27 protein-coding genes are annotated in these 26,269 nt (G+C 37.5%); 19 read left to right on the top strand and 8 right to left on the bottom strand.

All coding sequences use genetic code 11. The features are described from left to right. Positions 1-213 precede the first annotated feature (213 nt). The 6 genes from BANA01_RS29790 (at position 214) to BANA01_RS01490 (ending at position 6,140) form a co-directional block, all read left to right on the top strand. The gene (locus BANA01_RS29790) at positions 214-405 is read left to right on the top strand and encodes a hypothetical protein (RefSeq protein WP_169803633.1); all 192 of its coding nucleotides are present in this window, start codon (positions 214-216) and stop codon (positions 403-405) included. 19 nt (positions 406-424) lie between these two features. Next, on the top strand, positions 425-2,236 hold the full coding sequence (dnaG, locus tag BANA01_RS01510) for a DNA primase (RefSeq protein WP_063251330.1): 1,812 nt from the start codon (positions 425-427) through the stop codon (positions 2,234-2,236). Between the two features lie 42 nt (positions 2,237-2,278). Next, complete coding sequence (gene rpoD, locus BANA01_RS01505; protein ID WP_034675043.1) at positions 2,279-3,406, top strand: RNA polymerase sigma factor RpoD; 1,128 nt, start codon at positions 2,279-2,281, stop codon at positions 3,404-3,406. A gap of 474 nt (positions 3,407-3,880) precedes the next feature. After that, positions 3,881-4,237 (top strand): cytochrome c550, encoded by a 357-nt coding sequence (gene cccA / locus BANA01_RS01500; RefSeq protein WP_034675735.1) that lies wholly within the window; start codon positions 3,881-3,883, stop codon positions 4,235-4,237. Positions 4,238-4,315: 78 nt separating this feature from the next. Continuing rightward, positions 4,316-5,047: a tRNA (adenine(22)-N(1))-methyltransferase gene (locus tag BANA01_RS01495; protein WP_034675737.1), complete on the top strand. Its 732-nt coding sequence runs from the start codon at positions 4,316-4,318 to the stop codon at positions 5,045-5,047. Then, on the top strand, positions 5,025-6,140 hold the full coding sequence (locus BANA01_RS01490; RefSeq protein ID WP_034675739.1) for a Nif3-like dinuclear metal center hexameric protein: 1,116 nt from the start codon (positions 5,025-5,027) through the stop codon (positions 6,138-6,140). Before BANA01_RS01495 ends, BANA01_RS01490 begins: the two co-directional genes overlap by 23 nt. Before the next feature lie 579 nt (positions 6,141-6,719). Here the strand turns inward: BANA01_RS01490 and BANA01_RS01485 are convergent. Together BANA01_RS01485 and vrrA are read right to left on the bottom strand one after the other, a co-directional pair. Continuing rightward, the gene (locus BANA01_RS01485; protein ID WP_034675741.1) at positions 6,720-7,658 is read right to left on the bottom strand and encodes a 4-hydroxy-3-methylbut-2-enyl diphosphate reductase; all 939 of its coding nucleotides are present in this window, start codon (positions 7,656-7,658) and stop codon (positions 6,720-6,722) included. Between the two features lie 165 nt (positions 7,659-7,823). Next, positions 7,824-8,483, bottom strand: coding sequence for a VrrA/YqfQ family protein (gene vrrA, locus BANA01_RS01480; RefSeq protein ID WP_034675743.1), 660 nt, complete (start codon positions 8,481-8,483; stop codon positions 7,824-7,826). A 251-nt stretch (positions 8,484-8,734) separates the two neighbouring features. Between vrrA and BANA01_RS01475 the strand changes: the two genes are divergently transcribed. Then, a complete protein-coding gene (locus tag BANA01_RS01475; protein WP_034675746.1) occupies positions 8,735-10,045 on the top strand; it encodes a DEAD/DEAH box helicase in 1,311 nt (436 codons plus the stop codon). Between the two features lie 21 nt (positions 10,046-10,066). Beyond that, positions 10,067-10,960: a deoxyribonuclease IV gene (locus BANA01_RS01470; RefSeq protein WP_034675749.1), complete on the top strand. Its 894-nt coding sequence runs from the start codon at positions 10,067-10,069 to the stop codon at positions 10,958-10,960. A 36-nt stretch (positions 10,961-10,996) separates the two neighbouring features. Here BANA01_RS01470 and BANA01_RS01465 read toward each other — a convergent pair whose 3' ends face one another. Next, positions 10,997-11,251, bottom strand: a complete 255-nt coding sequence (locus tag BANA01_RS01465) for a DUF2624 domain-containing protein (protein WP_034675752.1) — start codon at positions 11,249-11,251, stop codon at positions 10,997-10,999. Positions 11,252-11,408: 157 nt separating this feature from the next. Here BANA01_RS01465 and BANA01_RS01460 point away from each other — a divergent pair, with 157 nt between their 5' ends. Genes BANA01_RS01460 through zur form a run of 3 tightly spaced genes read left to right on the top strand, consistent with a single transcriptional unit; the run spans position 11,409 to position 13,455 of the window. After that, the gene (locus tag BANA01_RS01460) at positions 11,409-12,188 is read left to right on the top strand and encodes a metal ABC transporter ATP-binding protein (protein ID WP_034675755.1); all 780 of its coding nucleotides are present in this window, start codon (positions 11,409-11,411) and stop codon (positions 12,186-12,188) included. Beyond that, positions 12,185-13,048: a metal ABC transporter permease gene (locus tag BANA01_RS01455; RefSeq protein WP_034675758.1), complete on the top strand. Its 864-nt coding sequence runs from the start codon at positions 12,185-12,187 to the stop codon at positions 13,046-13,048. The genes BANA01_RS01460 and BANA01_RS01455 overlap by 4 nt, the downstream gene beginning before the upstream one ends. Then, positions 13,045-13,455 (top strand): zinc uptake transcriptional repressor Zur, encoded by a 411-nt coding sequence (zur, locus tag BANA01_RS01450; RefSeq protein ID WP_034675760.1) that lies wholly within the window; start codon positions 13,045-13,047, stop codon positions 13,453-13,455. The genes BANA01_RS01455 and zur overlap by 4 nt, the downstream gene beginning before the upstream one ends. A 40-nt stretch (positions 13,456-13,495) precedes the next feature. Here zur and BANA01_RS01445 read toward each other — a convergent pair whose 3' ends face one another. Then, a complete protein-coding gene (locus BANA01_RS01445; RefSeq protein ID WP_034675763.1) occupies positions 13,496-14,059 on the bottom strand; it encodes a 5' nucleotidase, NT5C type in 564 nt (187 codons plus the stop codon). Positions 14,060-14,275: 216 nt separating this feature from the next. Here BANA01_RS01445 and BANA01_RS01440 point away from each other — a divergent pair, with 216 nt between their 5' ends. Next, complete coding sequence (locus BANA01_RS01440) at positions 14,276-14,680, top strand: hypothetical protein (RefSeq protein ID WP_411834225.1); 405 nt, start codon at positions 14,276-14,278, stop codon at positions 14,678-14,680. A 188-nt stretch (positions 14,681-14,868) separates the two neighbouring features. Here the strand turns inward: BANA01_RS01440 and ispG are convergent, their stop codons facing one another. The 3 genes from ispG to BANA01_RS01425 form a co-directional block, all read right to left on the bottom strand. Further along, positions 14,869-15,972, bottom strand: a complete 1,104-nt coding sequence (gene ispG, locus BANA01_RS01435) for a flavodoxin-dependent (E)-4-hydroxy-3-methylbut-2-enyl-diphosphate synthase (RefSeq protein ID WP_218008372.1) — start codon at positions 15,970-15,972, stop codon at positions 14,869-14,871. A 116-nt stretch (positions 15,973-16,088) separates the two neighbouring features. Continuing rightward, positions 16,089-16,418, bottom strand: a complete 330-nt coding sequence (locus BANA01_RS01430) for a LysM peptidoglycan-binding domain-containing protein (RefSeq protein ID WP_034675768.1) — start codon at positions 16,416-16,418, stop codon at positions 16,089-16,091. A gap of 87 nt (positions 16,419-16,505) precedes the next feature. After that, positions 16,506-17,285: a DUF1189 domain-containing protein gene (locus tag BANA01_RS01425; protein WP_034675772.1), complete on the bottom strand. Its 780-nt coding sequence runs from the start codon at positions 17,283-17,285 to the stop codon at positions 16,506-16,508. Between the two features lie 136 nt (positions 17,286-17,421). Here BANA01_RS01425 and BANA01_RS01420 point away from each other — a divergent pair, with 136 nt between their 5' ends. Then, complete coding sequence (locus tag BANA01_RS01420; RefSeq protein ID WP_034675775.1) at positions 17,422-17,904, top strand: DUF456 domain-containing protein; 483 nt, start codon at positions 17,422-17,424, stop codon at positions 17,902-17,904. A 42-nt stretch (positions 17,905-17,946) separates the two neighbouring features. Here BANA01_RS01420 and BANA01_RS01415 read toward each other — a convergent pair whose 3' ends face one another. Continuing rightward, on the bottom strand, positions 17,947-18,642 hold the full coding sequence (locus BANA01_RS01415; protein ID WP_034675778.1) for a Crp/Fnr family transcriptional regulator: 696 nt from the start codon (positions 18,640-18,642) through the stop codon (positions 17,947-17,949). Between the two features lie 278 nt (positions 18,643-18,920). Here BANA01_RS01415 and BANA01_RS01410 point away from each other — a divergent pair, with 278 nt between their 5' ends. The 6 genes from BANA01_RS01410 to pstA all read left to right on the top strand — a co-directional run bounded on the left by BANA01_RS01410 (position 18,921) and on the right by pstA (position 26,262). Continuing rightward, entirely contained in the window at positions 18,921-19,529 is a 609-nt protein-coding gene (locus tag BANA01_RS01410) for a superoxide dismutase (protein ID WP_063251329.1), read from the top strand. Between the two features lie 108 nt (positions 19,530-19,637). Next, complete coding sequence (locus BANA01_RS01405; RefSeq protein WP_063251328.1) at positions 19,638-20,855, top strand: MFS transporter; 1,218 nt, start codon at positions 19,638-19,640, stop codon at positions 20,853-20,855. Between the two features lie 208 nt (positions 20,856-21,063). Then, a complete protein-coding gene (locus tag BANA01_RS01400) occupies positions 21,064-23,166 on the top strand; it encodes a peptidoglycan D,D-transpeptidase FtsI family protein (protein ID WP_063251411.1) in 2,103 nt (700 codons plus the stop codon). Between the two features lie 227 nt (positions 23,167-23,393). Next, the gene (locus BANA01_RS01395; protein WP_063251327.1) at positions 23,394-24,356 is read left to right on the top strand and encodes a PstS family phosphate ABC transporter substrate-binding protein; all 963 of its coding nucleotides are present in this window, start codon (positions 23,394-23,396) and stop codon (positions 24,354-24,356) included. Positions 24,357-24,418: 62 nt separating this feature from the next. After that, a complete protein-coding gene (pstC, locus tag BANA01_RS01390) occupies positions 24,419-25,384 on the top strand; it encodes a phosphate ABC transporter permease subunit PstC (protein WP_063251410.1) in 966 nt (321 codons plus the stop codon). After that, positions 25,384-26,262, top strand: a complete 879-nt coding sequence (gene pstA, locus BANA01_RS01385; RefSeq protein WP_063251326.1) for a phosphate ABC transporter permease PstA — start codon at positions 25,384-25,386, stop codon at positions 26,260-26,262. The genes pstC and pstA overlap by 1 nt, the downstream gene beginning before the upstream one ends. Positions 26,263-26,269: the final 7 nt, after the last annotated feature.

Raw genomic sequence — 26,269 nt, 5'->3', positions numbered from 1 at the left:
CTCCTAAAAAGTTAGCGTCTTAAAGAAGGAATATGCGGAATGATGTAGAATTATTACTTATACAAAAGGCATTCCAACTATTTTTGTAGATGCAGATTCATGTCCGATTGATAAGGAATTTGTCGAAGGTACTTCTGCATTTTCCGCCAAAGTTCTTTTTATCGCTTCTAATGGCTATCATGGAAATAACAAGACTACATACGGTATTTTAACTTGGAAATCTATCGATTCCAGAGAGAAGCAGCGGACTTATTCATCATGAATCAAACTGCAAAGGGGGATATTACTGATACATGTATCGAAAGGATCAAAGCCTTTAATCCTGATGATCGATCAATATATGTGAAACGACTAATAGAAAAAAATGTCGAAAAATGCAGGAATTTAGATTTCTTTGTAGAATAAGTACACTGGAGATGTTTTCATGGCAGAACGGATTGCCGAAGAAAAAATTAATCAAATTCGTCAGTCTGTTGATATTGTTGAAATAATTAGTGAATATATTCAACTTAAAAAACAAGGGCGAAATTACTTCGGATTATGTCCTTTCCATGGAGAAAACTCCCCATCATTTTCCGTTTCATCCGATAAACAAATTTACCATTGCTTTGGCTGTGGAGCGGGTGGAAATGTTTTCTCATTCTTAATGGAGCTTGAAGGAATTTCGTTTCTAGAAGCAGCCATTAAATTAGCTGATAAGGCTGATATTGACTTACAAGTAAACTTCTCCGTTAATGGGAAGGGGAAGAGTGTTTCTCCGGAACTTCAGTCGATGCTTGACGCGCACGAGTTGTTAACCAAATTTTACCATCACTTATTGGTAAATACAAAAGATGGTCAACATGCTTTAGAGTATTTGCTGAAAAGAGGATTTACCCGAGAATCGATTGATAAATTTCAAATAGGATATTCCTTAAATTCATGGGAATTTGTTTATAAATTCCTTACTAAAAGAGATTTTTCTCCAGAATTAATGGAAAAAGCCGGTTTGATTATCAAGCGAGAAAGAGATGGAACCTATTTTGATCGCTTCAGAGATCGAATTATGTTTCCGATTTTTGACCGAAATGGAAACAGTATTGCTTTTTCAGGAAGATCTTTAGGGAATGATGAGCCCAAGTATTTAAATAGTCCCGAAACAGCAATCTTTAATAAAAGTAAAATTTTATATAACTTTCATTTGGCCAAACCGAGTATACGCAAACTGCAGCAAGCAGTTCTTTTTGAAGGATTTGCAGACGTAATTGCTGCTGACAGGTCTGGTGTGGAAAATGGTATCGCTACAATGGGTACCTCCTTGACAGAAGAGCATATCACACTAATACGGCAAAATACCCAGTCCATTACAATTTGCTTTGATTCGGACAAAGCCGGAATTGAAGCAGCTTTTAGAGCAGGAAATATGCTTAATGACGCTGGTTGTACCATTAGAGTTGCTATGATGTCCGATGGACTTGATCCAGATGAATATATAAAAAAAAATGGTCCAGAAAAGTTTCAAAATGAGGTAATAGGGGCAAGTCATACATGGATGGCGTTTAAATTTCTTTACTTTCGAAGAGGAAAAAATCTTCAAATTGAAGGAGAACGGCTTGCTTATATCGAAACAATACTTAAAGAAATAAGTAAATTGACAAAAGCTGTTGAAAAGGATCATTATTTGCGTCAACTTGCCTCAGAATTTTCGATTTCTTTAGACGCATTACAACAACAGTTAAAGCAGATTTTCTTTACGGAAAAAAGGAATTTGAGTGGTCAAAACCAAGCGCCTGCCAATAGGCCAAGTGTAATGATAAAACAGGATAACAAATTAAAACCTGCACATTATACTGCTGAAAGGCGATTAATTGCCCATATGTTAAAAGATCGGGACACCGCTTATAAGGTTCAGGACTTATTACAGGGTAACACGTTTAATACCGATGAACATCAGGCAATAATAACCTATCTAATTGGTTTTTACGAAGAACACATGAATCCTGATTCTAGTGCATTTTTAACCTATATTCAAGATGGAAATCTTAGAAGAATAGTCGCTGACATCGAAATGATGTCAGTTAATGACGAATTGAGCAATCAAGAATTAGCTGATTATATCAAACAGGTGTTGAATTATCAAAAATTGTTAAAGATAAAAGAAAAAGAAGTGGAACTTAAAGAAGCAGAGCGACTAAGTGATTATAGTAAAGCAGCTGCAATTGCTACTGAAATCAGTCAATTGCGTAAATCGCTATAGAATCCATTTTGAATGTCTTTGATTCTGGAAGGAGGGGGACATATGGCTGAAAAATCAGCACGTTCAAAAGAGGCCGAAAATGAATTGACCTTCGAACAAGTAAAAGATCAGTTAACGGTACTGGGTAAAAAAACCGGAGTCCTTGCCTACGATGATATTGCGGAGAGAATGGCAAATTTTGATTTAGAGTCCGATCAAATGGATGAATTTTATGAATTCCTCGGTGATCAAGGAATCGAATTAGTAGGAGAAAGTGACGAAGAAGATCCAAACCCTAAGCAATTAGCAAAAGGAGATGACGATGAGTTCGATTTAAATGACCTTAGCGTTCCTCCTGGTGTAAAGATAAACGATCCAGTTCGTATGTACTTAAAAGAAATTGGTCGAGTAGACCTGCTTTCTGCTGAAGAAGAAATAAAACTAGCTAACCGTATTGAGGAAGGCGACGAAGAAGCAAAACGACGCCTAGCAGAAGCTAACCTCCGTCTTGTCGTTAGTATTGCAAAACGGTATGTTGGACGCGGTATGCTATTTCTTGATTTGATTCAAGAAGGGAATATGGGACTAATCAAAGCAGTTGAAAAATTCGACTACCGTAAAGGATTTAAGTTCAGTACGTATGCAACCTGGTGGATCCGCCAAGCTATTACCCGAGCTATTGCTGACCAAGCTAGAACCATTCGTATTCCTGTGCATATGGTTGAAACCATTAATAAACTTATCCGTGTGCAGAGACAATTACTTCAGGACCTTGGCCGCGAACCAACTCCAGAAGAGATTGGCGAGGATATGGACTTAACACCGGATAAAGTTAGAGAAATCTTGAAAATTGCTCAAGAGCCTGTCTCGCTGGAAACTCCTATTGGTGAAGAAGATGATTCTCACCTAGGTGATTTCATAGAAGACCAAGACGCTACATCGCCTTCAGAGCATGCTGCCTATGAGTTATTAAAAGAGCAGCTTGAAGATGTACTGGATACACTTACAGACAGGGAAGAAAACGTACTTCGCTTACGCTTTGGGCTTGATGACGGGCGGACTCGTACTCTTGAAGAGGTTGGAAAAGTCTTTGGTGTAACCCGTGAACGTATTCGACAAATTGAAGCAAAGGCATTGCGAAAATTACGACACCCTAGCCGCAGCAAACGCCTAAAAGACTTTTTAGAATAAAATTAAACATAAGAGATAGTTTACTTCTTAACTAGGGGTAAACTATTTTTTTGAATGAGTGAATTGGAAATGAAAGCACTTTCTATTTGGCATTTGTATTTATTTTACTGAATTGTTTTACACTTTGCAAATAGGTAAAAGTAATCCTTTTTTAAAAAATTCACAAATCACTTTTCTAAGAAAGGTTTATCTTTATCGTATTATTTAAACAGTATATGTTATGAATGAGAAAATCATATTCAAATATAACTAAAATTTTTATATGTTATTAATTCTTCAAATAAGTAATTGACATATTAGGGAAGAATAAAAGGGCTGACTTTAAAAATAACAGCTATTTATTGCATTTTTTAGTAATATTATCGTGACAAAATAAGTTTAGGGCTTTTCCTTCTGAAGTTTTTAAAGTAAAATAGTAGTTGTTTGTAGAAGACTATTTATTTACAGTTTTACGTACATAAGGGAGGTTATATGATGAATCGAAATCCGGTTATTCCTTACATCCTGATTTTTGTATTTGGAATCGGACTAATGTTCTTATTGTCTTTCAAAGGCCTCGGGGATATGGATGAGCTTGCCAAGGAAAAAGAAGGCGGTACTGAAACAGAACAGGTTGTAAGAGCACCTGAAGACATTTACAAGTCTTGTATAGGCTGTCACGGGGATGCATACCAAGGGGGAATGGGTCCTGCACTAACAGGTGTTGGTGACAGGTTATCCAAGGATGACATCAAAAACGTGATTACGAATGGTAGAGGGAACATGCCAGCTGGTCTCGTAAAACCAGATGAAGCTGACGCAATGGCTGATTGGTTAGCTAATATTAAATAATTTTCAATGAAAAGGTCCTTTGCTTCTGTAAAGGACTTTTTTTATACTAGTAATAATACATAAAAAGTGGTGAATGATTTGAATACAGATAAATTATCAGTTCGGTTAGAAACGGTAGCAAAATATGTTCCCTTTGGTGCAAGGGTAGCGGATATTGGTTCTGATCATGCATACCTGCCTAGTTACCTTGCTAAGAACGGACGTATTTCTTTTGGGATTGCTGGAGAAGTTGCAAAAGGTCCATTTCAGTCCGCTGAAAAAAATGTAATGGCAGAGGGGCTCTCTGACATCATTTCCGTTAGAATGGGCGATGGGTTAGAGGTGATTCAGCCTGGCGACGCAGATTGTATTACTATTGCGGGTATGGGTGGAAGTCTCATTGCAGATATTTTAGATAAAGGGAAAGAAAAGTTAGCTACTGTAAGGCGTCTTGTGCTGCAGCCAAATATCAATGCAATCGCCATTCGGCAATGGCTAATCGATAATGAGTGGGAATTGATCTCAGAAGAAATCATTGAAGAGGATAACAAAATTTATGAAATACTTGCAGCGGAAAAAGGAGACGCTTTAAAGCCCTATCGTGACGTACCCTTTGAAACGGGCATTTTAGTGGGACCTTTTCTTCTGCAAAGAAAAGAAGCACCGTTTACGAAGAAATGGCTTTTGGAAAAGAAGAATTGGAAACGAATCTATGAACAGCTTGAAAGTGCCGCACCCTCTGCTGAAACGGAAGAGAAAAAACAAGAGGTTGCTAAAAAGATCAATCTTATAGAGGAGGTATTGGACAATGAAGAAAGTGAATGGTCATGAAATCATTCAATTATTTGAACAGTTTTCTCCCAAGGGTCTTGCGATGGAAGGTGACAAAATAGGCTTACAAATCGGACGCTTGAACAAGAAAATAGATAAAGTAATGATTGCCCTTGATGTTCTTGAAGAAGTGATAGACGAAGCCATAGAAAGAGATGTACAGCTAATTATTGCCCATCATCCGCCAATCTTTCGTCCTCTTAAGAATGTCTTAACCGACACTGTACAGGGAAGAATGATTGAAAAACTGTTAAAGCATGATATCGCTGTTTATGCAGCACATACTAACCTTGATGTGGCAAAAGGAGGAGTAAATGATCTCCTGGCTGAAGCACTCGGTTTAGAAAACTCAGAAGTGCTGGTACCTACATATGAAACAAAACTTAAGAAATTAGTGGTTTTTACACCGATAAGTCATGCGAAGGAGATAAGGAAGGTCTTAGGGGACATTGGTGCTGGATTTATTGGAAATTATAGTCATTGTTCATTTTCAACAGATGGAACAGGTCGATTTTTACCTGGAGAAAACACCAATCCACATATCGGACAGCAAGGTCAATTAGAAGCAGTGGATGAAGTAAGAATTGAGACAATTGTACCAGAGTCTTTATTAAAGAGAGCAATCACAGCGATGATAAAGGTGCATCCATATGAAGAGGTTGCATATGATGTTTATCCAGTTGAGAATAACGGTGAGGTGCTTGGACTCGGTAGAATCGGGAAGGTTAAGGAAATGACACTCGCTGAATTTGCTGAGAGGGTAAAAGAAGCTTTAGAAGTGGACAAAGTTAGGGTAGTGGGGGACTTATCTTCGCGGGTCAAGAAAGTCGCTGTATTGGGCGGAGATGGAAACAAGTATTTCATGAGCGCAAAGTTTAAAGGCGCAGATGTCTATGTTACAGGAGATATTTATTACCATACAGCTCATGACGCGATGATGAAGGGGTTAAACATGATAGATCCTGGTCATAATGTCGAAAAAGTCATGAAAAAAGGACTTACCAGTATCCTTTCAAAAATGTGCAAAGAATCTGGTTACGAAGTAGAAATATTCCCTTCAGAAGTCAACACAGATCCATTTCAATTCGTTTAAAAAACTGTGAAAATAAGGGGGATACCTGGGAACTTGTAAGTATTTGGACAAGGCGAGTGCAAAGGGAGCTAGCCTTGTCCGAATGGAGAAGGTATTCGGACAGCTTAGGTGGAATATGGGTCTAGCCCTGTCCGAATAGAGAAGGTATTCAGACAGCTTATGTGGAGTAGGGGCTAGCCTTGTCCGAATGGAGAAGGTATTCGGACAGCTTAGGTGGAATATGGGGCTAGCCCTGTCCGAATAGAGAAGGTATTCGGACAGCTTAGGTGGAAAAAGGAGCTCGCCTGTCCGAATAGAGAAGGTATTCAGACAGCTTAGGTGGAAAAAGGCTTTGTCCGAAAAGAGCACGCATTCAGACAGTAAAAGCGAAAAAACAGCCAGACCTTGTCCGAATAAAGCAGTTATTCAGACAGCGTACTTGAAAAAGCAACTAGCATTGTCCAAATACACCTTGTATTCACTATTTAGGACAATATCCATCTAGTCCTGTCTGAGTTCATAAAAAAATAATAAAAAAAACACACGAAAATGTCGTGTGTTTTTTTATATCTCAAAGGTGACCGTCCTAAGAGATAAAAATTATTTTTTTACTTTAGGTAATATTTTATTAAGTGGTACATTTTTGCGGCGTTCCCATGTAGCTTCGTTATTGGGATCAAATTGTTCTAAAAATGTAATGACTTCTTTGGTAATTGGCGTCGGAGTAGATGCGCCAGAGGTTACGGCCACATGCTTTGCGTCTTTTATCCAATCAATTTCTAACTCAGAAATATCAGCAATACGATATGCCCTTGTACCAGCAATTTCTTCAGAAACCTGTGCTAGTCTATTAGAATTATTGCTCATTGGGTCACCGACAACAATGGTCACATCGGCTTCTGTTGCCTGACCAGCGACTGCTTCTTGACGAACTTGTGTTGCCATGCAGATTTCATTGTGAGCTTCCGCATGAGGATATTTTTCCTGTACCTTTTTCATAGTATCGGCAACATCCCATTGGCTCATGGTGGTTTGATTTGTAACAATTAATTTTTCACTCGTAATGTCCAAGGCTTCCACATCACTTGGTGTTTCAACAAGATGTACGGCACCTGGAGCCACGCCTATAGCACCTTCAGGCTCTGGATGGCCCTTTTTCCCGATGTAAATAACCTGATATCCCTGTTTTGTTTTTTCTTCTATCAGATCATGAGTTTTCGTTACATCTGGACAGGTTGCGTCAATTGTTACAAGACCTTTCTTTTTCGCAAGCTCCCTAACCTCAGGAGATATACCGTGGGCTGTAAAAATGACAGTGCCTGAGTCAACTTTCTCTAGAATATCCTTACGATTTTTACCATCAAGCGTAATAATCCCCTCTTCGGCAAAAGCATCGGTTACGTGTTTATTATGAACAATCATTCCAAGAATGTAGATAGGACGCGGTAATGATTTATCTAATGCCGCATTTCTAGCAACTACCATGGCGTCAACCACACCATAACAGTATCCGCGGGGTGAAATCTTTATAATTTGCATATAATAAAGTCCTCCTAAGGAACATTTGACTTTGAATCTATGTAATTATTATATAAAACTAATAGAAATAATACAAAGATACATTTTACCTTAGAAATTTTTGTGAATTTTTCCTGTGAAAATAAGAAAGAAATAAAAAGATGCTGTTTTTTCAGCATCTCTCAATTAAATGTATAGTTTTGGAATAGAAGGACCGTTTTGAGGTTTTCTTTCAACAACTGGTTCATTTTCCAAATCTTTTTTCTTTTTTTGTTTTTTCTTCGGTTCTTCCTCATCTTGGACAGATTTCTTTTCCATTATCGGTTTTTCAGTTCTATCTTCCTCAGATTTCTCCTCGGTTGGCATATCTTTAAATCCCTTATACAGTTTCCACATCATTGGAAGATTCTTTACAATTGGTCCATATTGCTGAATCATTGGACCGATAGATTGGGCTGTCTTTAAAACCTGTTGGGTATTATTTAGAAATCCTGTGAGGCCATCAGGATTACTCAGAGTTTGAAGAATGGAGCCAACTCCTCTAGAACCATTTGGAACAGCCCTGCTGGCTGTCTGTAATCCTCTAAAAGCACCCATTTGATTACCTTGTTTTTTCCCGCCAAGTATTTTTGAAAGTAAACCACCGCCATTTCTTCTGCCTTGGCCTCTTCCCATCGTTTGTCCCATCATAGGTCTTCCACCGGTAAAGTTTTGCGGGTATCTCATCATTGGCCCGTAGCCGCCATACGGAGGCATTGCTTGTTGCTGGCCTCCAAACGGTCGCGGACCCATCACATTGGCTCCCATATGCCCAGGCAGTGAATATCTCGGTCTTGGCTGCTGCATCGTACGTTCCCCTCTCAAAAAAGCCTTATAATTTAAGGTATGCAACGAATTAAAATTGGTTTAGGAATAAGCACAAAGATAAACTGTAAATTTTCCTGATTAAAAGTTGTTTAAAGGTAAAAGATGATAATAACTGGTTATTTAAATGAATCTTTACTATAATGATATGATGGATATAAAAGTGGAAGCTCTTGCTAAGGTAAGAAACTTACTCCATAAACGGTAGATATTAATATATAAGGAGCAATAACATGAAGCAAAATCGTTTTGAGCGTTTTAATTTTCAGCCATTTATTATAGAAGCAGTAAAGGAACAAGGTTTTTATGAACCGACAGAAATTCAAGAACGGATGATTCCATTAGTTTTAAAAAATGAAAGTGCAATTGGTCAATCACAAACTGGAACAGGGAAAACACTTGCTTTTGTTTTGCCTATATTAGAAAAAATAAATCCTGAGCGCCAAGAGGTACAAGCTGTCATCACTGCACCTACAAGAGAGCTTGCTTCGCAAATTTACCATCAAATTCTAAAGGTGACAGAGCATTGCAGTCCTGATAAGGCAATCATGACTAGATGTTATATTGGTGGAACTGACAAGCAAAGAACTATTGATAAATTAAAGATTCAGCCCCATATTGTGGTAGGAACTCCAGGTAGAATAAAAGACCTCATGGTTGAACAAGCACTCTTTGTCCATACTTCCGACATACTTGTAGTGGATGAAGCGGATATGATGCTTGATATGGGATTTATTGAGGATCTGGATCAAGTGGCAGCGAAAATGCCTGAAAAACTACAAATGCTTGTATTCTCTGCAACCATTCCAGAAAAACTTAAACCATTTCTTAAAAAGTATATGGAGAATCCAAAAACCATTCAAATTGACGCAAAAAGGAAAACGGCAGAAAATTTAACCCATTACCTAATACCTTCCCGACACCGAAATAAAAAGCAACTAGTTCATGACGCACTTATTCAGTACAACCCATATTTAGCCATCGTTTTTACTAATACCAAAAAAATGGCTGAGGAAGTTGCCAACTTCTTGATTAACAAAGGCCTTAAAGTTGCTCGCGTTCACGGAGATTTAAACCCGCGCGAACGGAAAAAAATGATGAAGCAAATACAAGATTTAGAGTACCAGTATATTGTTGCCACTGATCTGGCTTCAAGGGGAATTGATATTGAAGGAATCAGTCATATTATCAACTATGAGTTACCTACAGATTTGGACTTTTACGTTCACCGAGTAGGAAGGACTGCTAGAGCTGGTAATACGGGAGTAGCCCTGACAATATATGATATATCGGACGAGGATGCATTAAACCGCCTTGAAAAAATGGGAATACAATTTAAGTACGTCGATCTTAAAAAAGAGGAATTTGTTGAATTAGAGGATCGTAATAAAAGAAAAACCCGTGTAAGGAAAGAGGATGAAGCAGAAAAGACGGCCAAAACTATGGTCAAAAAACCTCAAAAGGTAAAGCCGGGTTACAAAAAGAAAATGCAGTGGGAAATGGACAAAATAAAAAAACGTCAAAGAAGATTAAAGAAGAAGTAATAGTGAAGGGAGAGAGAGGGTTTGCTGAAAATAGGTTCACATGTTTCAATGAGCGGTAAAAAAATGTTATTAGCGGCAAGTGAGGAAGCTCTATCATATGGTGCAAATACTTTTATGATCTACACGGGTGCGCCGCAAAACACTAGAAGGAAGAAAATTGAAGATTTGAATATTGAAGCAGGCAGAAGGCATATGGAGGAGAACGGGATTTCTGAAATTGTTGTCCACGCTCCGTACATTATCAATATAGGGAATACGACAAATCCTGATACGTTTGAATTGGGTGTAAGATTCTTACGCACAGAAATTGAAAGAACAGAGGCCATTGGTGCAAAGCAAATCGTGCTGCACCCTGGTGCACATGTTGGGGCAGGTACAGAGGCTGGTATAAAGAAAATCATCGAGGGCTTAAATGAGGTATTAACGGGGAAAGAGCACTTACAAATAGCCTTAGAAACAATGGCAGGCAAAGGTTCTGAATGTGGAAAGTCGTTCGAGGAATTGGCGATGATCATGGATGGCGTAAACTATAGCGACCGGCTTTCCGTATGTTTTGATACGTGTCATACACACGACGCCGGCTATAATATCGTTGAGGATTTTGATGGTGTGTTAAATGAATTTGATAAAATTGTTGGCATAGATAAGTTAAAAGTTCTTCATATCAACGATAGTAAAAACGCAGTAGGGATGAGAAAAGATCGTCATGAAAATATCGGCTTTGGTCATATCGGCTTTAACGCTCTTAACTACATCGTACACCACCCACAGCTGACTGACATACCAAAAATACTCGAGACACCATTCGTCGGCGAGGACAAAAATAACAAAAAACCGCCATACGCATTCGAAATCGAAATGCTCCGTCAACAAAAGTTTAACGAAGACCTCCTGGATAAAATTTTACTCGGGTAACAAAAGAGCTGTGCTTTTGGCACAGCTTTTTGAATGTCATTTTGTAAATTGAACAAAAAGTTTATTTACTTCTCTTGCAACTTCAGGTCCTGCAATTTTTGCAATTTCTTTAATCAATGCTGACCTTTCACGATCATCAAATATATTTACATTCTTTCCTTTTAAGTATTGAGCAACTTTATATGCCTGCTGCCGATTTACACGGATATTAAACTGTTCTGCATACTTGAAAAGTTCATCACCAGTAATGGTATTAATCTTATGATTTATAATGTTCTCAAAAATCTTCACACTCATCACCCCTTCATCCAATGTATGAAGGGGGAAAATAGAGTGTTACAAATTGAGATCGATACCCTGTAAAGGTAAAGACTTTACATTGATAAGATCCTATTGTATACTACTTTAAGTTAAATCGGAATGATTCTTAAAATTAAGGTGTGAATGTATGAAATCACAATCTGTTATTGAAATAAACAATCTTTCTTATCGCTATGAAAAAGATACAGTCCTAGAAAATATTAATGTCACTGTACCATTTCGGTCATTTCTAGCGATTGTCGGTCCAAACGGTTCCGGGAAATCAACACTGTTAAAATTGATTTTAGGATTATTGAAACCGCAAAAAGGAGAAATTCGCTTATTTGGACAAGAAATAAATAAATTTAAAGATTGGCAGCAAATCGGTTATGTTTCACAAAAAGCTAACTCATTTAATACCGGTTTCCCTGCTACGGTTTTTGAAGTTGTTTCTAGTGGATTAACAAAAAAGCTTGGGTTGTTCCGCTTTTTTAAGAAAGAGCATACCCTAAAAGTCCATGAAGCATTGGAAGCTGTAGGAATGAGGAAGTTTACTAATCGAAATATAGGCGAGTTGTCAGGAGGGCAGCAGCAAAGAGTTTTTATTGCCCGAGCACTTGTGAGTGAGCCTGAGCTATTAATTCTAGACGAGCCAACCGTTGGCGTGGATGCTGAAAATGTAAACTCATTTTACCATATGCTCGCTGACTTAAATAAACAGAGAGGGATTACCCTCCTTTTAGTTACACATGACATTGGAACCATTTCAGATAAAGTGACCCATGTTGCTTGTCTGAACAAGCATTTACATTTTCATGGTGAAACAAGTGAATTTGAAAAGCATCAAAGTGAGGGGATGTCTGAATTTTATGGAACGGATGTCCATCTTCTTTCCCATCAACATGACCACGGAGGCGTTTTAAAATGATTCAAGGAATTTTTCAATATGAATTCTTACAAAATGCCTTCCTAACAGGAATCCTGATTGGATTTCTTGCACCGTTATTAGGCGTCTTCATTGTTGTCAGGAGACTATCTTTGATTGCGGATGCCCTAAGTCATGTTACATTAGCAGGTATTGCAGCCAGCTTATTACTAGAAAAATACTTTGTTGTATTAAGTGGCCTTAATCCCCTTTACTTAGGAATGGTTTTTTCAGTAGGGGGCTCACTGTTCATTGAAAAGCTGCGGGGCGTTTATAAACATTACCAAGAGCTCGCTATCCCGATTATTTTATCTGGGGGAATAGGGCTTGGCGTTATTTTTATTTCACTCGCTGATGGTTTTAATACGGATCTGTATAGTTATTTATTTGGCAGTGTTTCTGCGGTAAGCCGTACAGATTTATGGGTTATATTTGCTATTAGTATCGTCGTTATAGTCACGGTCATTTTATTATATAAAGAGCTATTTTTGTTATCTTTTGATGAAGAGCACGCAAAAGCCTCTGGGATTGCTGCAAAGAGCATTCATTTCATCTTTATTATCATGGTGGCACTTGTAATTGCTGCTTCTATGCGGATTGTCGGGATAATGCTTGTTTCTTCATTGATGACTTTGCCGGTGGCGGCGAGTATACGCATCGCTAAAGGATTTAAACAAACAATCTTCCTGTCAATCATTTTTGGGGAAATAGCAGTTCTTGGAGGACTGTTTAGCTCTTATTATTTAGACCTTGCCCCTGGTGGAACGATTGTTATGATTGCGGTGGCTATTTTAGTATTTACAATCATTTATAAAAAATTAATGATAAAAAGTCAGGTTTCACAAGGGGGTGCAGCAGGGTGAATGTAAATGAAGCCATACAATTCTTAAAAGAAAATGGATTTAAACAAACGGGAAAAAGAGAAGATATGCTTCAATTGTTTGCAGATAGTGATAAATATTTAACTGCCAAGGATGTTTTGGATGAATTAAAGGAAGACTATCCAGGGTTAAGCTTTGATACCATTTATCGTAATCTTTCTCTTTTTGTTAAAATGGGAATTCTTGAGATGACTGAGCTATCTGGTGAAAAGCACTTTCGCTTTTCCTGTTCACGCCACCAGCACCATCATCATTTTATCTGTTTGGATTGTGGTAAGACGAAGGAAATTGAAACTTGCCCAATGAACAGTTTAAGTGAGGATTTAAAAGGGTACGACATTTCAGGACACAAATTCGAGATTTATGGACGTTGTCCAGAGTGTCATTAAATACAAACAGCATGGCAAATGCCATGCTGTTTGTTGCTATTTACCGAAGCCAATTTTTAACCCAATTATTCGCTTCCAACCAATTATTAACACGTATGACACCTTTTGGAATTGGGTCCTGGTTATAAGGTGTATTAAACAAAAGGACAGGAATGTCACATTCCTCATGGATCATGACAGCATTGTCATGTTTATCCTCGAGAAAAATATCCACTTGATGTCGTTTTGCTGTGGCTACCTTATCATGCGACCCAATTAATTCTATATGATTGTAGGACAGGCCCTTTTTACTAAACCATTTCTTTGTGTTTTCTAGAAGGTGAGAACCTCTTGCACTAATAAAAAATAACTCATGTTCCTTTTTCCATATATTAAGTATTTTTTCTGCCCCATCTGCAAGTGGGGATTGCTCATAAATGATGGGCTCGTTTTCAACAAACCATTTTGAAAGTTTTTCCTCAGGTACTTTAACCACCTTATTTAGGTCATATTCTATAATATCCTCTAATGTAATGTTTAGCCCAAATCCTTCATTAATAAACGGTACAAGTGCCGATGGACACGTTACCGTACCATCAATATCAATGCCAAATCTTTTCCTCATCTGTATTCACCTTCAACTGCCAATTTTTTAACTTTATTTTACCATACTAAAATGATGAAAGTTACAAACAATAATTAATGCTCCTATTACTGAAAGTGAGGGATTCGGATGGAAGATAAAAAAGACACGAAAGTGGCTGGGTATCTCCCAAGTCCAAAATCTAACCAAAATAGCCCAAACAATTCTTCAGAATATAAAGAAGAAACAGCTGCTGAAATGGCAGTGCCTATTTCTAATACCCAACCATCGTTCCAGGAAAAATCAAAGAATGGTGCAGGGGCTGGCACGGGTACTAATGCTGGTGCAAACTCTTCGGAATATAGAGAAGAAACAGCTGCTGAAATTGCAGCACCTGTTCCTATAACCCGACCAACTTTCCAGGAAAGATCAAAAAGTGGTTCTGGGGCTGGCACGGATACAAAAGCTGGTACAGGAATGGGATGGGCTGCTTTAGCGTTATCGATTTTATCACTGTTTGTAATGCCGATTCTTTTTGGTGCAGCAGGTATTGTGTTAGGATTCGTTGCTAAACGTCGAGGAGCAGATAGTCTAGGCGCGTGGGCAATCGGGATAGGTGCCATTTCCATTATCGTTGGTATCTTTATCCTACCGTTCTTTTAACAGCGGCTTGCAAATATAGGGGCAAAAAGAAAAGCGGAAGCGCCTTGTCCAGGGGCGACAGGCATAAGACGAGCCGGCGAGAAGGTGGTACTTTACCTTCTTGACGGATTGGCTTATGACCCCGATCCCCTAGGCGCTGGAGCTAGACAACAAAGAAACCCGGCAGCTTTGCCGGGTTTCTTAATGTTTTATTGGGTTACTTCTGCTTCCTCTAATGCTTTTTTTTGAAAATATTCCTCAGCAAGTTGATCGATTTCTTTTTTTAATTCATCGACTAACTGGTCTTCAGGTACTTTACGTACAATCTCACCCTTACGGAACAGTAATCCCTCACCACGTGCACCGGCAATTCCAATGTCAGCTTCTCTTGCTTCACCAGGGCCGTTTACAGCACACCCTAATACAGCTACTTTAATTGGCGCTTTTATTTTCGAAATATAATCTTCCACTTCATTGGCAATACTGATCAAATCAATTTCGATTCTGCCACAGGTTGGACATGAAATTAACGTTGCAGCATTTGAGGATAGACCAAATACTTTTAAAAGCTCTCTAGCAACTTTTACTTCTTCAACAGGGTCGGCACTTAAGGAAATACGGAGTGTATTACCAATGCCCTTGCTAATAATTGCTCCTAGCCCAGCAGCGCTTTTTACAGTACCGGCAAACAAAGTACCTGATTCAGTAATACCTAAGTGCAGTGGATAATCGAATGCCTTTGAAGCTTTTTCATAGGCTTCTATTGCAAGGTTAACATCTGATGCTTTCATGGAAACAATAATGTCATGAAAATCCAGATCTTCAAGGATTTTGATATGATGGAGAGCACTTTCGACCATTCCATCTGCAGTAGGATAACCGTACTTCTCGAGAATTCTTTTTTCTAGCGATCCGGCATTTACACCAATACGGATTGGAATTCCACGCTTCTTGGCAGCATTAACAACAGCTTCCACTTTTTCTCTTTTTCCGATATTCCCTGGATTAATCCGAATTTTATCAGCGCCGCCTTCAATGGCTTTAAGCGCTAATTTATAATCAAAATGTATATCTACTACTAAAGGGATATTAATCCTTTTCTTTATTTCGGGAATTGCATTTGCTGCTCTTTCGTCTGGACATGCAACACGAACAATCTGGCAGCCTGCTTCTTCAAGACGTTTGATTTCAGCAACGGTCGCTTCAACGTCATGTGTTTTAGTAGTGGTCATGCTTTGTATAAATAATTCATTACTTCCGCCAATCGTTAAATTCCCAACCTTAACGGGACGGGTTTTTGTACGATGTGTAATTTCACTCAAGGAAATTCGCTCCTTCAAATTGGATTCGAATAATAGTTAGTTTAAACATGCACCTATTATTTTATCAGTCCTTTGCTGATCTTGACAAGACAGACGCTTTTGTTTCCCTATTTAGAGTAGTCAGGAAATTCATAAGTTGATCCAATTTGAATCTTTTCTGGAGATAATCCTGGGTTTAAACTTTGAAAATCCTCAATCAGTTTGTCAATGGATACAGGTAATGGTTTTTTTATATGATTTTCTACGATCGATATCAGAGTTTCACCAGGTTCAACTTCGGCTTCAAAAGAATCCTCCGCCTCTTTAACGTTTGTCATTGTTACAACTGTTTGTTCTGGTTTTTGAGTTTCTTGCTTAGGCAGGGTACCGGCCGTTAAATCAATATATATTACATAAATTGTCAGAAGTCCAAACAAAAATAGAATTATCCTTTTCATAAGACATGCCTCCAAAATGGAATGTTTGTACATTCCTATGCTTGTCCACTTCTTTATAGAACGAAAAAACGCACCCAATGGGCGCGTTTAACTTTCTAAGTTTGTTTTTTCGTTTTGAATTTCTTTAATGGCTAAAAATAAGATAATTACTTCAACAAACCAATTAATATAAAAACTATTTGGTACAGGTGTATTAAGGGCGCTCATAATAGTAAAGAAAACTGTAGGCAGCGTTGCACTGTAGGCAGCCATTCTCCATAAGTGGCGATAACTAATACTTCTGCCAGCTAGATTTTTTAATAATAACCCTATCCAAGCTAGAATGGATACTTCAATAAAGTTTACAGCACTTGATATAAGGAACATAAAAAGGGAAATAGCGGGAATAATAATTCCCTTCAGCCCATCAACTGTATCCACTATATCGATGAAATCCGCTTTCGTAATCGTTAAACCTTCCATCATGGAATAGGAATAGCTATCAACTCTTCCGCCTGCAGCGACGGTAATTTCATTCTTCAGCAAAGCGATGGCGTTGCCCTTGTCCTCTACATCTTCGTTTGTAATGACACCAGTAGGATCGACAATAATGGAGAACTCACCTTTATCAACCGTGATCGGTACATCTGTCTCGGCAGAGAGAGTACCATTATCTATGGTAAAAGAGGGGATATCATTGTTTATGACCGATTTTGTACTATCAATTCCTTCATTTAGCATTGTATTTATGTAATAAATTGATGGCAAAATGGATAAAAAAGTGAGAAAAAAGACAAATAAAATGGTTTTGCCAATTCCTTGAAAACGGAAAGAAGCTATATCCTTTGGAGAATAAGTACTTTTATAAAATTGCTTAAAAATATTCATAATTACCACCTTAATAAAGATTCACCATTCTATTGTAACTTTAGGAGCTGTTATAAACAAGAATGTTGATTTATGAAACTATTTAGAAAGCTGGCCGTATAGGTAAATAATATATTTTTAAAAGGATGGAGAAATCATGGAGATCGTTTATTGGTCAGTCATTTCAATTTTATTTATCATTGGGTTCGTCGGTCTGGTTTATCCCATCATTCCAAGTGTTTTGTTTTTATTAGCTGGATATCTATTATATGGTGTCTTTTTTTCATTTGAACACTTTGGCTGGTTCTTTTGGCTGATTCAAGGTTTTTTTATTATTCTTTTGTTTGTCGCGGATTATATCGCCAATATGATTGGGGTACAAAAGTATGGCGGTTCAAAGGCTGGAGTCTGGGGGAGCACGATAGGACTTTTAGTCGGACCATTTGTTATACCGTTTCTGGGAATTCTCATTGGTCCATTTATAGGTGCAGTAGCAGCAGAGCTTTTAGTTAATAAGCAAGGTATTAAAAACAGTTTGAAAATAGGTTTTGGATCTGTTGTTGGCTTTATTAGCAGTGCTATAACAAAAGCAATCATTCAAACACTTATGATTGTTTATTTCTTATTAGTTGTTTTTTAAAAGAAATAATCCCCCTCACTTAAAAGTGAGGAGGATTTATATTTAATTTACCCCGCAGATCTCATAGGGGCAGTTTTGGCAGTCGACTTCTTCTTTAAGGTATTTAATATTTTTTATTGTGAATTTTTGCTGATCATAGGAAATAACATCTTTTTCCCGCAATTCCTTTAATGCACGTTGAATAACTTCCCTTGTTCCGAAGGTTAAATTGGCAAGTTCTTGATGTGTTAAAGGTAAATCAATAAGAATACCATCCTTTGTCATTACACCATAGGTATTGCAAAGGCGAATGAGAATGGAATATAGGCCGCCTTTTTTACCATTCATGATTAGGTCTTGGCACTTCATTTGTGCTTTTAGGTAACCTGTACTTAACCAAGATACAAAAGCATTCATGGCATCAGGATCATTCAAGATAAATTCCTCAAATTGCTCTTTTTTTATAGGAAGGATTTCACTATCAGACAGTGTCTTTGCATAAAATTGATAATGAGGATTATGTTTAAAAAGTTGATATTCAATAATCAATTCGCTGCTATTTAAAATTTTTAAAATAAAGTCCTTTCCGCGCATATGGACTCTCCCTAGTGCCACTGTTCCACTGAGCAATAGGTATACATATTCCACTGAATCTTTCTCCTGAAAAAGAACGCTTCCCGCTTTAATTTTTAGAGGTTGTTCTGTTTTCTGAAAGAATTGTTCTAATAAATTATATATCGAAAAACTAGTTTTTAGCATATGTCCATCTCCTTTACACCCTACAACTTGATTTAAACATGTATTAACAACCTATCACCGGTTGAAACATGACAATTTATTGAAAACTTGAAAAAATTAATGTATAAAATTTTGTTGTGAAGGAAATTGTATATTTGTTAGGAGCAGAGCTTTTTATTTGAAAGAAAACACTTTCTTTGATAATCTTAAGCTACAAAGCTTTAGGAATATTCTAAAATTGTTTTGATTTTAGACATATCTTTAAGCTAAAAAACTTTTTATACATAGGAGGAAATACCATGGCATTTGAATTACCACAATTACCTTACGCTTATGACGCGCTTGAGCCACACATTGACAAAGAGACAATGAATATTCACCACACAAAACATCATAACACTTATGTAACAAACTTAAATAACGCACTACAAGGAAATGAAGAATTATTATCAAAATCTGTAGAAGAGGTTATTGCTAACCTTGATGCAGTACCAGAAGCAGCTCGCACAGCTGTTCGTAATAATGGCGGCGGTCACGCTAACCACTCATTATTCTGGCAAATTCTTGCACCAAATGGCGGCGGTGCACCAGCTGGCGAATTAGCTGATGCCATCAATAATAAATTTGGCAGCTTCGAAAGCTTCAAAGAAGAATTTGCTAAAGCAGCAACTACTCGTTTTGGTTCAGGCTGGGCTTGGTTGTCTGTAAGCAATGGTGAATTAGAAGTTTCTAGCACACCAAACCAAGACTCACCTTTAATGGAAGGAAAAACACCTATCCTTGGTCTTGATGTTTGGGAGCACGCTTATTACCTTAACTATCAAAACCGTCGTCCAGACTACATCTCTTCTTTCTGGAATGTTGTTAACTGGGATGAAGTTTCAAAACGTTACACTGCAGCGAAATAATAATAGTTATGTGGAAAGACAGCTGACTTTTTTAGCTGTCTTTTTATTTTTTCGTATAAAGGCTTCCTCCTTGTTAAAGAATAACCCTTATCACAAAGGGGAGTTACTATGGCGAAAAAATTTAAGTTCTTAGGTGACGTAGAATTAACAAAAGATTTATCCTTGCTGTTAATCATTGGTGGTTTATATTCTTTAAGTGTTGCTTTATCGAATACTTTTGTAAATATTTATTTATGGAAGCAAACGGGAGAATATTCAGACCTCGCGCTTTATAACCTTTCAATTGTTATTTTGCAGCCCTTAACTTTCATCCTAGCAGGTAGATGGGCAAAAAAAATTGATCGTGTTAAAGTATTAAGAATCGGAGTTAGTTTTTTAGCAATATTTTATTTAATGGTTTTAATAACAGGAAAAAATGCTTCAACCTATCTATTACTGTTAGGCGGCCTACTTGGAGTGGGATATGGTTTTTATTGGCTTGCTTATAATGTCTTAACTTTTGAAATAACCGAACCTGAAACAAGAGATTTTTTTAACGGCTTTTTAGGAATTTTGTCCTCTACCGGTGGTATGATTGGACCAATTGCCGCAGGCATTATTATTACACGGTTTGAAAAGTTCACTGGGTATTCGATTGTATTTGGAATATCATTATCTCTTTTCGCATTAGCTGTTTTCTTAAGTTTTTCATTAAAGCCACGTCCTGCAAATGGCAGGTATGATTTTAAAAGGATTTTAGAAGAAAGAAAGAAAAATGAAAACTGGCGTCTTATTACAAATGCGCATTTCTTCCAAGGGCTGAGAGAAGGAACATTTTTATTTATAATCTCGGTACTGGTCTACATCTCCACCGGAAGTGAGCTTGCTCTAGGGACCTTTGGACTGATTAACTCCGGAATTTCCTTCATAGCCTACTATGCTGCCTCCCGGTTGATTAAAAAAAACAGACGAAAAAAGGCGATCCTTATTGGTGGTATTATCCTTTATTTAGCTGTTTTGATTATCGTTTGGGATATTAATTATGTAAAACTTTTAATTTACGCAGCGATGATTGCGGTTGCTTATCCTATCTTGCTAGTACCATATGTGTCCACTACCTATGATGTAATTGGTTCTGCTTGGAAAGCGGCCGAAATGAGAATCGAGTATATAGTCGTCCGCGAAATCTATATTAATCTGGGAAGAATTGTTTCCATACTATCCTTCTTAGCAGCAGTTACTTGGTTTAATGAGAAGGAAAGTATCCCAATCCTGCTATTATTTCTAGGGGCTGGTCACACGCTCATTTATTTGTTTGTAAGGAGAGTCCAATTACCTACAGCGTAACACGATGAGTAATTCCGATTACTCATCGTGTTTTTTTATTTTTATGGTTTTTGTGTGGATTGTAGGAAGATGTCAATTGGTAAGTCTTTTTCGTAGAAAGTAAGGTGATTTTCCGCTAAAATAAGGATTATCATGTCGAATTGGCAAGGAAGTGAGAAACCTGGTTATTAAAAAGAAAAAAACGCAGCGTGTTACTTTTCGCTTAAACATGCTTTTCTTTGTTATATTTTTGTTGTTTTCTGTTCTTATTCTACGTTTAGGTTTAGTTCAAATCGTTTATGGGGAAGATTTTAAACGCGAAATTGAGAGAACGGAAGATATCACCGTTAACAATCCGGTGCCCCGCGGGAAAATGTTTGACCGCAACGGAAAAGTTATTGTAGACAATACACCGTTAAATGCCATCACATATACAAAGTATCAAGATACAAGCCAAGAAGAAATGCTCAAAACCGCTGAACGCTTGGCAAAGCTGATAGATAAAGATATATCAAAAGTTCGTGAACGTGATAAACAGGACTTCTGGATATTAAAAAACCCTGAGAAAGCAAAAGCAAAAATTACAGAGAAAGAATGGGACAAATACGATCAAGAGGAATTGGATGATAAAGAGATCTATAATCTCCAGCTTAAAAGGATTACTGAGAAGGACCTGAAAAGTTTAACTGCACAGGATTTAGAAACGCTTGCGATATTTAGGGAATTTAACAGCGGCTATGCCTTAACGCAACAAATCGTAAAGAATGAAAATGTCACCCCCGAAGAGTTTGCTGTAGTCAGTGAAAACTTAGAAGCTTTACCTGGTGTTGATACTACTACAGATTGGGAACGATATTATGCATTTGGAAACACATTAAAGACTGTACTTGGAAATGTTACATCTTCTGATGAAGGCTTACCAAAAGATAAACTAGAAGAGTACCTTGCTCGTGACTATAATCGAAATGATCGGGTCGGTAAAAGTTACATTGAGCTTCAATATGAAGATGTCTTACATGGACAAAAGGGTAAGGTCAAAAATGTTACCGATAAAGCAGGGAAAATCTTGTCTACTGAAGTTGTTTCGGAAGGACAGCGTGGAAAAGACCTTGTTCTAACCGTAGACATGGATCTTCAGCTTGAAATTGAAAAAATTATAGAAGAAGAACTTTGGAAAGCAAAACAAAATTCCAAATCAGCTCTATTAGACCGCGCATTTGTTGTTCTCATGAACCCACATACAGGTGAAATATTAACAATGGCCGGAAAGCAAATTGCAAAAAATGACGAGACCAATAAACAAGAAATGCGTGACTTTGCACTTGGCAATATAACAACCTCTTATGAAGTTGGATCTGTTGTCAAAGGTGCGACGATTTTAACTGGTTATAATACAGGGGCAATTCAGCCAGGTTCAACTCAGTACGATTCGCCTTTATTGATTAAAAATACACAACCTAAGTCTTCTTGGAAGAACTTTGGAAATATTAATGACCTAAGAGCATTACAAATATCTTCAAACGTGTATATGTGGAAAACAGTGATAGAGATGGCAGGCGGGCACTATGCACCAAATAAACCACTGCCATTAGATTTAACTGCTTTTGATACTATGAGGCAATCATTTAGTCAATTTGGTCTTGGGACAAAAACAGGAATTGACCTTCCGAATGAGAGTACTGGTTATCCTGGTCCGGTTAAACAATCTGGTTTACTGCTTGACTTAGCCATTGGCCAGTACGATACCTATACGGTAATGCAATTGGCGCAGTATGTTTCAACCATTGCTAACGGCGGGTATCGTGTTCAACCTCATATCGTTAAGGAAATTCGTGAACCTATGCTTGACAACAAACAACTAGGTCCGATTTTCCAGGAAATTCAACCAACGATAATAAATCGTATCGATGGCAAGGATGAATGGATCGATCGGGTACAGGAAGGCTTTAGAATGGTTATGCAAGTAGGAGATGGTACCGGTGTTAGTACCTTTAAGGGTTCCGAGTACAATCCTGCAGGTAAAACAGGAACCGCTCAAGCTTTTTATGATGGTCCTGAAAGGAAGAAATTTGGGGAAATACCGCCAAAAGTGATGAATTTAAGTCTTGTAAGCTTTGCACCGTTTGATAATCCAGAAGTGGCAATGGCTGTTATGGTTCCATGGGCATACCAAGGAAACAGTGGCCCGGCTACTGCCAATGTGATTGGAAAAAGGGTTTTGGATACGTATTTTAATCTAAAGAAGCAGACTCCTGCGACGGAAAATCAAGACGATGCACAAAATGCCGATGGTACAGCTGAAACAACAGAAACTCAGCAAAATAATCAATAGATTTCACAAACCTGTCTCAAAAATTGAGGCAGGTTTTTTCATATTATTTTTATAAATGAACATGCTATCATTAATACATTTTATTTATGATTTACAAAAGTCATACATACCTTTACAAAACCTTTACAATCCATTAAAACAAGCTTTACAGAAGGAGTATATTATTAGTCTTGTAAGGAAAACGAACAAGATAAAAACAAACCAATTTTCGTAGGGGGAATTAAGTAATGAAAAGCTTTAAGAAATTAGCACTAACAGCAATGATGTCTGGTGTGCTAGCAATCACTGCAGCTTGTGGCGCACAAGGTACTGAAGGCAACAAAGAACAAGCCGGCGAAGAAGTAAAGCAACTTCAAGGTGAAATTAAAATAGACGGTTCATCTACAGTTTTCCCAATTATGGAAGCAGTTGTTGAAGAATATGGTATGACACAACCAGGCGTTAAAGTTTCTGTTGGTTCATCAGGAACTGGAGGCGGTTTTAAAGCATTCATCGCAGGTGAAACTGAATTAAGTAATGCTTCTCGTCCTATAAAAGATGAGGAAGCAGCCGGTCTTAAAGAAAAAGGTATTGATTTTACAGAAGTAAAATTAGCATTTGACGGACTTTCAGTAGTGGTAAATAAAGACAATGATTGGGTAGAAAGCTTAACAATCGACGATTTAAAGAAGATTTGGATCGAAGATGGTACAACGAAAAAATGGTCTGATATCAATCCTGATTGGCCAAATGAAGAAATCAAATTATACTCTCCTGGTGCAGATTCAGGAACATTTGATTACTTCGATGAAGTAATTCTTGATGAACAACCGATTGTTCAAAAAGCAACTCTTTCGGAAGATGACAATATCTTAGTACAAGGTGTTAAGGGTGATAAAAATGCAATTGGATACTTCGGTTATGCTTACTATGCTGAAAACAAAGATTCTTTAAAAGTTGTTAAAATTGATGGCGGAAATGGCCCTGTTGAGCCGAACAATAAAACTATTGAATCAGGCGAGTATGCACCATTATCACGTCCATTATTCACTTATGTGAAAAACTCTGCGATTAAAGATCAAGAAGAAGTATATGATTTCGTAAAGTTCCTTTTAGAAAATGCTGCAACATTATCTGAAGATGTTGGCTATGTAAAATTACCTGAGGCAGACTATACAAAGCAACTAGATACATTAGAAACTCTTAAGTAAGAGTTAGAATAATTTTATAGGTGAGAAGCATGGTAAAATGTGCTTCTCATCTTGTCATTGGAATGAAAGGGGTTTTCAAATTGGCCACTCAAAACACCAATTCCTTCTCGGTTCAAAAGATGATTCAAGAGAAGAAGAAAAAGAAAAGTGCTGGTGGAATTACAGAAAAAATCATGCCATATATCTTATTCCTCACGGCAGCTGTCTCTGTTTTAACAACGATTGGCATTGTCCTTACGCTTATTTTTGAGACATTTTTATTTTTTGATGCTGTATCGATTAAAGAATTCTTTACAGGTAAAGTATGGTATCCTTTTTCCGAAACCAATGGATCTTTCGGTATTCTACCGCTAATAATGGGAACTTTAAAGGTAACTGTAATAGCTGCTATTGTTGCTGTTCCTATCGGATTGGCTTCAGCCATTTATTTGAGTGAGTATGCAACTGATCGAGCTCGCAGAATTATTAAACCGATATTAGAAGTTTTAGCTGGAATTCCAACGATTGTTTATGGATTTTTTGCGCTAACCTTTGTTACTCCTATATTACGTGATATCATTCCATCCCTTGAAATTTTTAATGCTTTAAGTCCTGGTATTGTCATTGGAATTATGATAACACCGATGATAGCTTCACTTTCAGAAGATGCGATGACTTCGGTTCCAAATGCAATGCGAGAAGGTGCGCTTGCCCTGGGAGCGACTAAATTTGAAGTAGCTATTAAAGTCGTCTTGCCAGCAGCTATTTCAGGAATAGTTGCCTCTATTGTATTAGGTATCTCACGCGCTATCGGCGAAACAATGATTGTTGCAGTAGCTGGGGGATCTACACCTAATCTTGAATGGAATATAACGGGCTCCATTCAAACGATGACAGCATATATTGTCCAAGTCAGCCAAGGGGATGTAGGATATGGTACGACGATCTATTATAGTATTTATGCTGTTGGGATGACGCTTTTTGTATTTACATTAGTGATGAATTTATTGGCTCAATACATCACTCGTCGTTTTAGGGAGGAATATTAATGAATCTAATTAATCATGATACCGTAGTAAAGCGGATGAAACCAAGATTATCCAAAAATTCTATTTCAAAATGGATATTTTTTGCTTTAACTATGTTTGTTTTATTAATACTAGGAATATTATTATATCGGATATTCTCTCAAGGATTTGGCTACTTAGATTTGCAATTTTTGCAAAGTCTGCCTTCAAGGAAACCTGAAAATGCAGGGGTTTATGCTGCGTTAATTGGAACCATTTGGTTAATGGCTGTTGTTGCCCCTGTTTCTTTATTGCTTGGTGTGGGTACTGCCATCTATCTCGAAGAATATGCAAAAGAGAATGCGTTAACAAACTTTATTAAAGTTAATATCTCTAATTTAGCTGGTGTCCCTTCTATTGTTTTTGGGTTACTTGGTTTAACAGTATTTGTTCGTGCGTTAGCATTTGGAACAAGTGTTTTGGCCGCAGGACTTACCATGAGTCTACTTGTTTTGCCAGTCATTATTGTAGCTGCACAAGAAGCTATCCGTGCGGTGCCAAATCAATTAAGAGAGGCTTCATTTGGGTTAGGAGCTACTAAATGGCAGACTATTGTCCGTATTGTTCTTCCTGCTGCAATTCCTGGGATACTTACGGGCGGAATTTTGGCTCTATCTCGTGCCATTGGAGAAACTGCACCTCTTGTTGTCCTTGGAATGCCTTTATTTCTTGCATTTTTACCAAAAACATTTTTAGATAGTATTACTGTTTTACCTTTACAAATTTACAATTGGACAGGTCGCCCGCAGGTAGAGTTTCACGCTTTAGCTGCAGCAGGTATTATCGTTTTACTTTTCATGTTAATTGTTATGAATTCAATTGCTGTACTAATTCGAAATAAATTCCAGAAAAGATATTAAGGCTAGG

The sequence above is a fragment of the Neobacillus niacini NBRC 15566 genome (assembly GCF_001591505.1).
Taxonomy (GTDB): domain Bacteria; phylum Bacillota; class Bacilli; order Bacillales; family Cytobacillaceae; genus Neobacillus; species Neobacillus niacini.
Note: the sequence above shows the minus strand (reverse complement) of the source record. Positions and strands in the feature narration are given on the sequence as shown.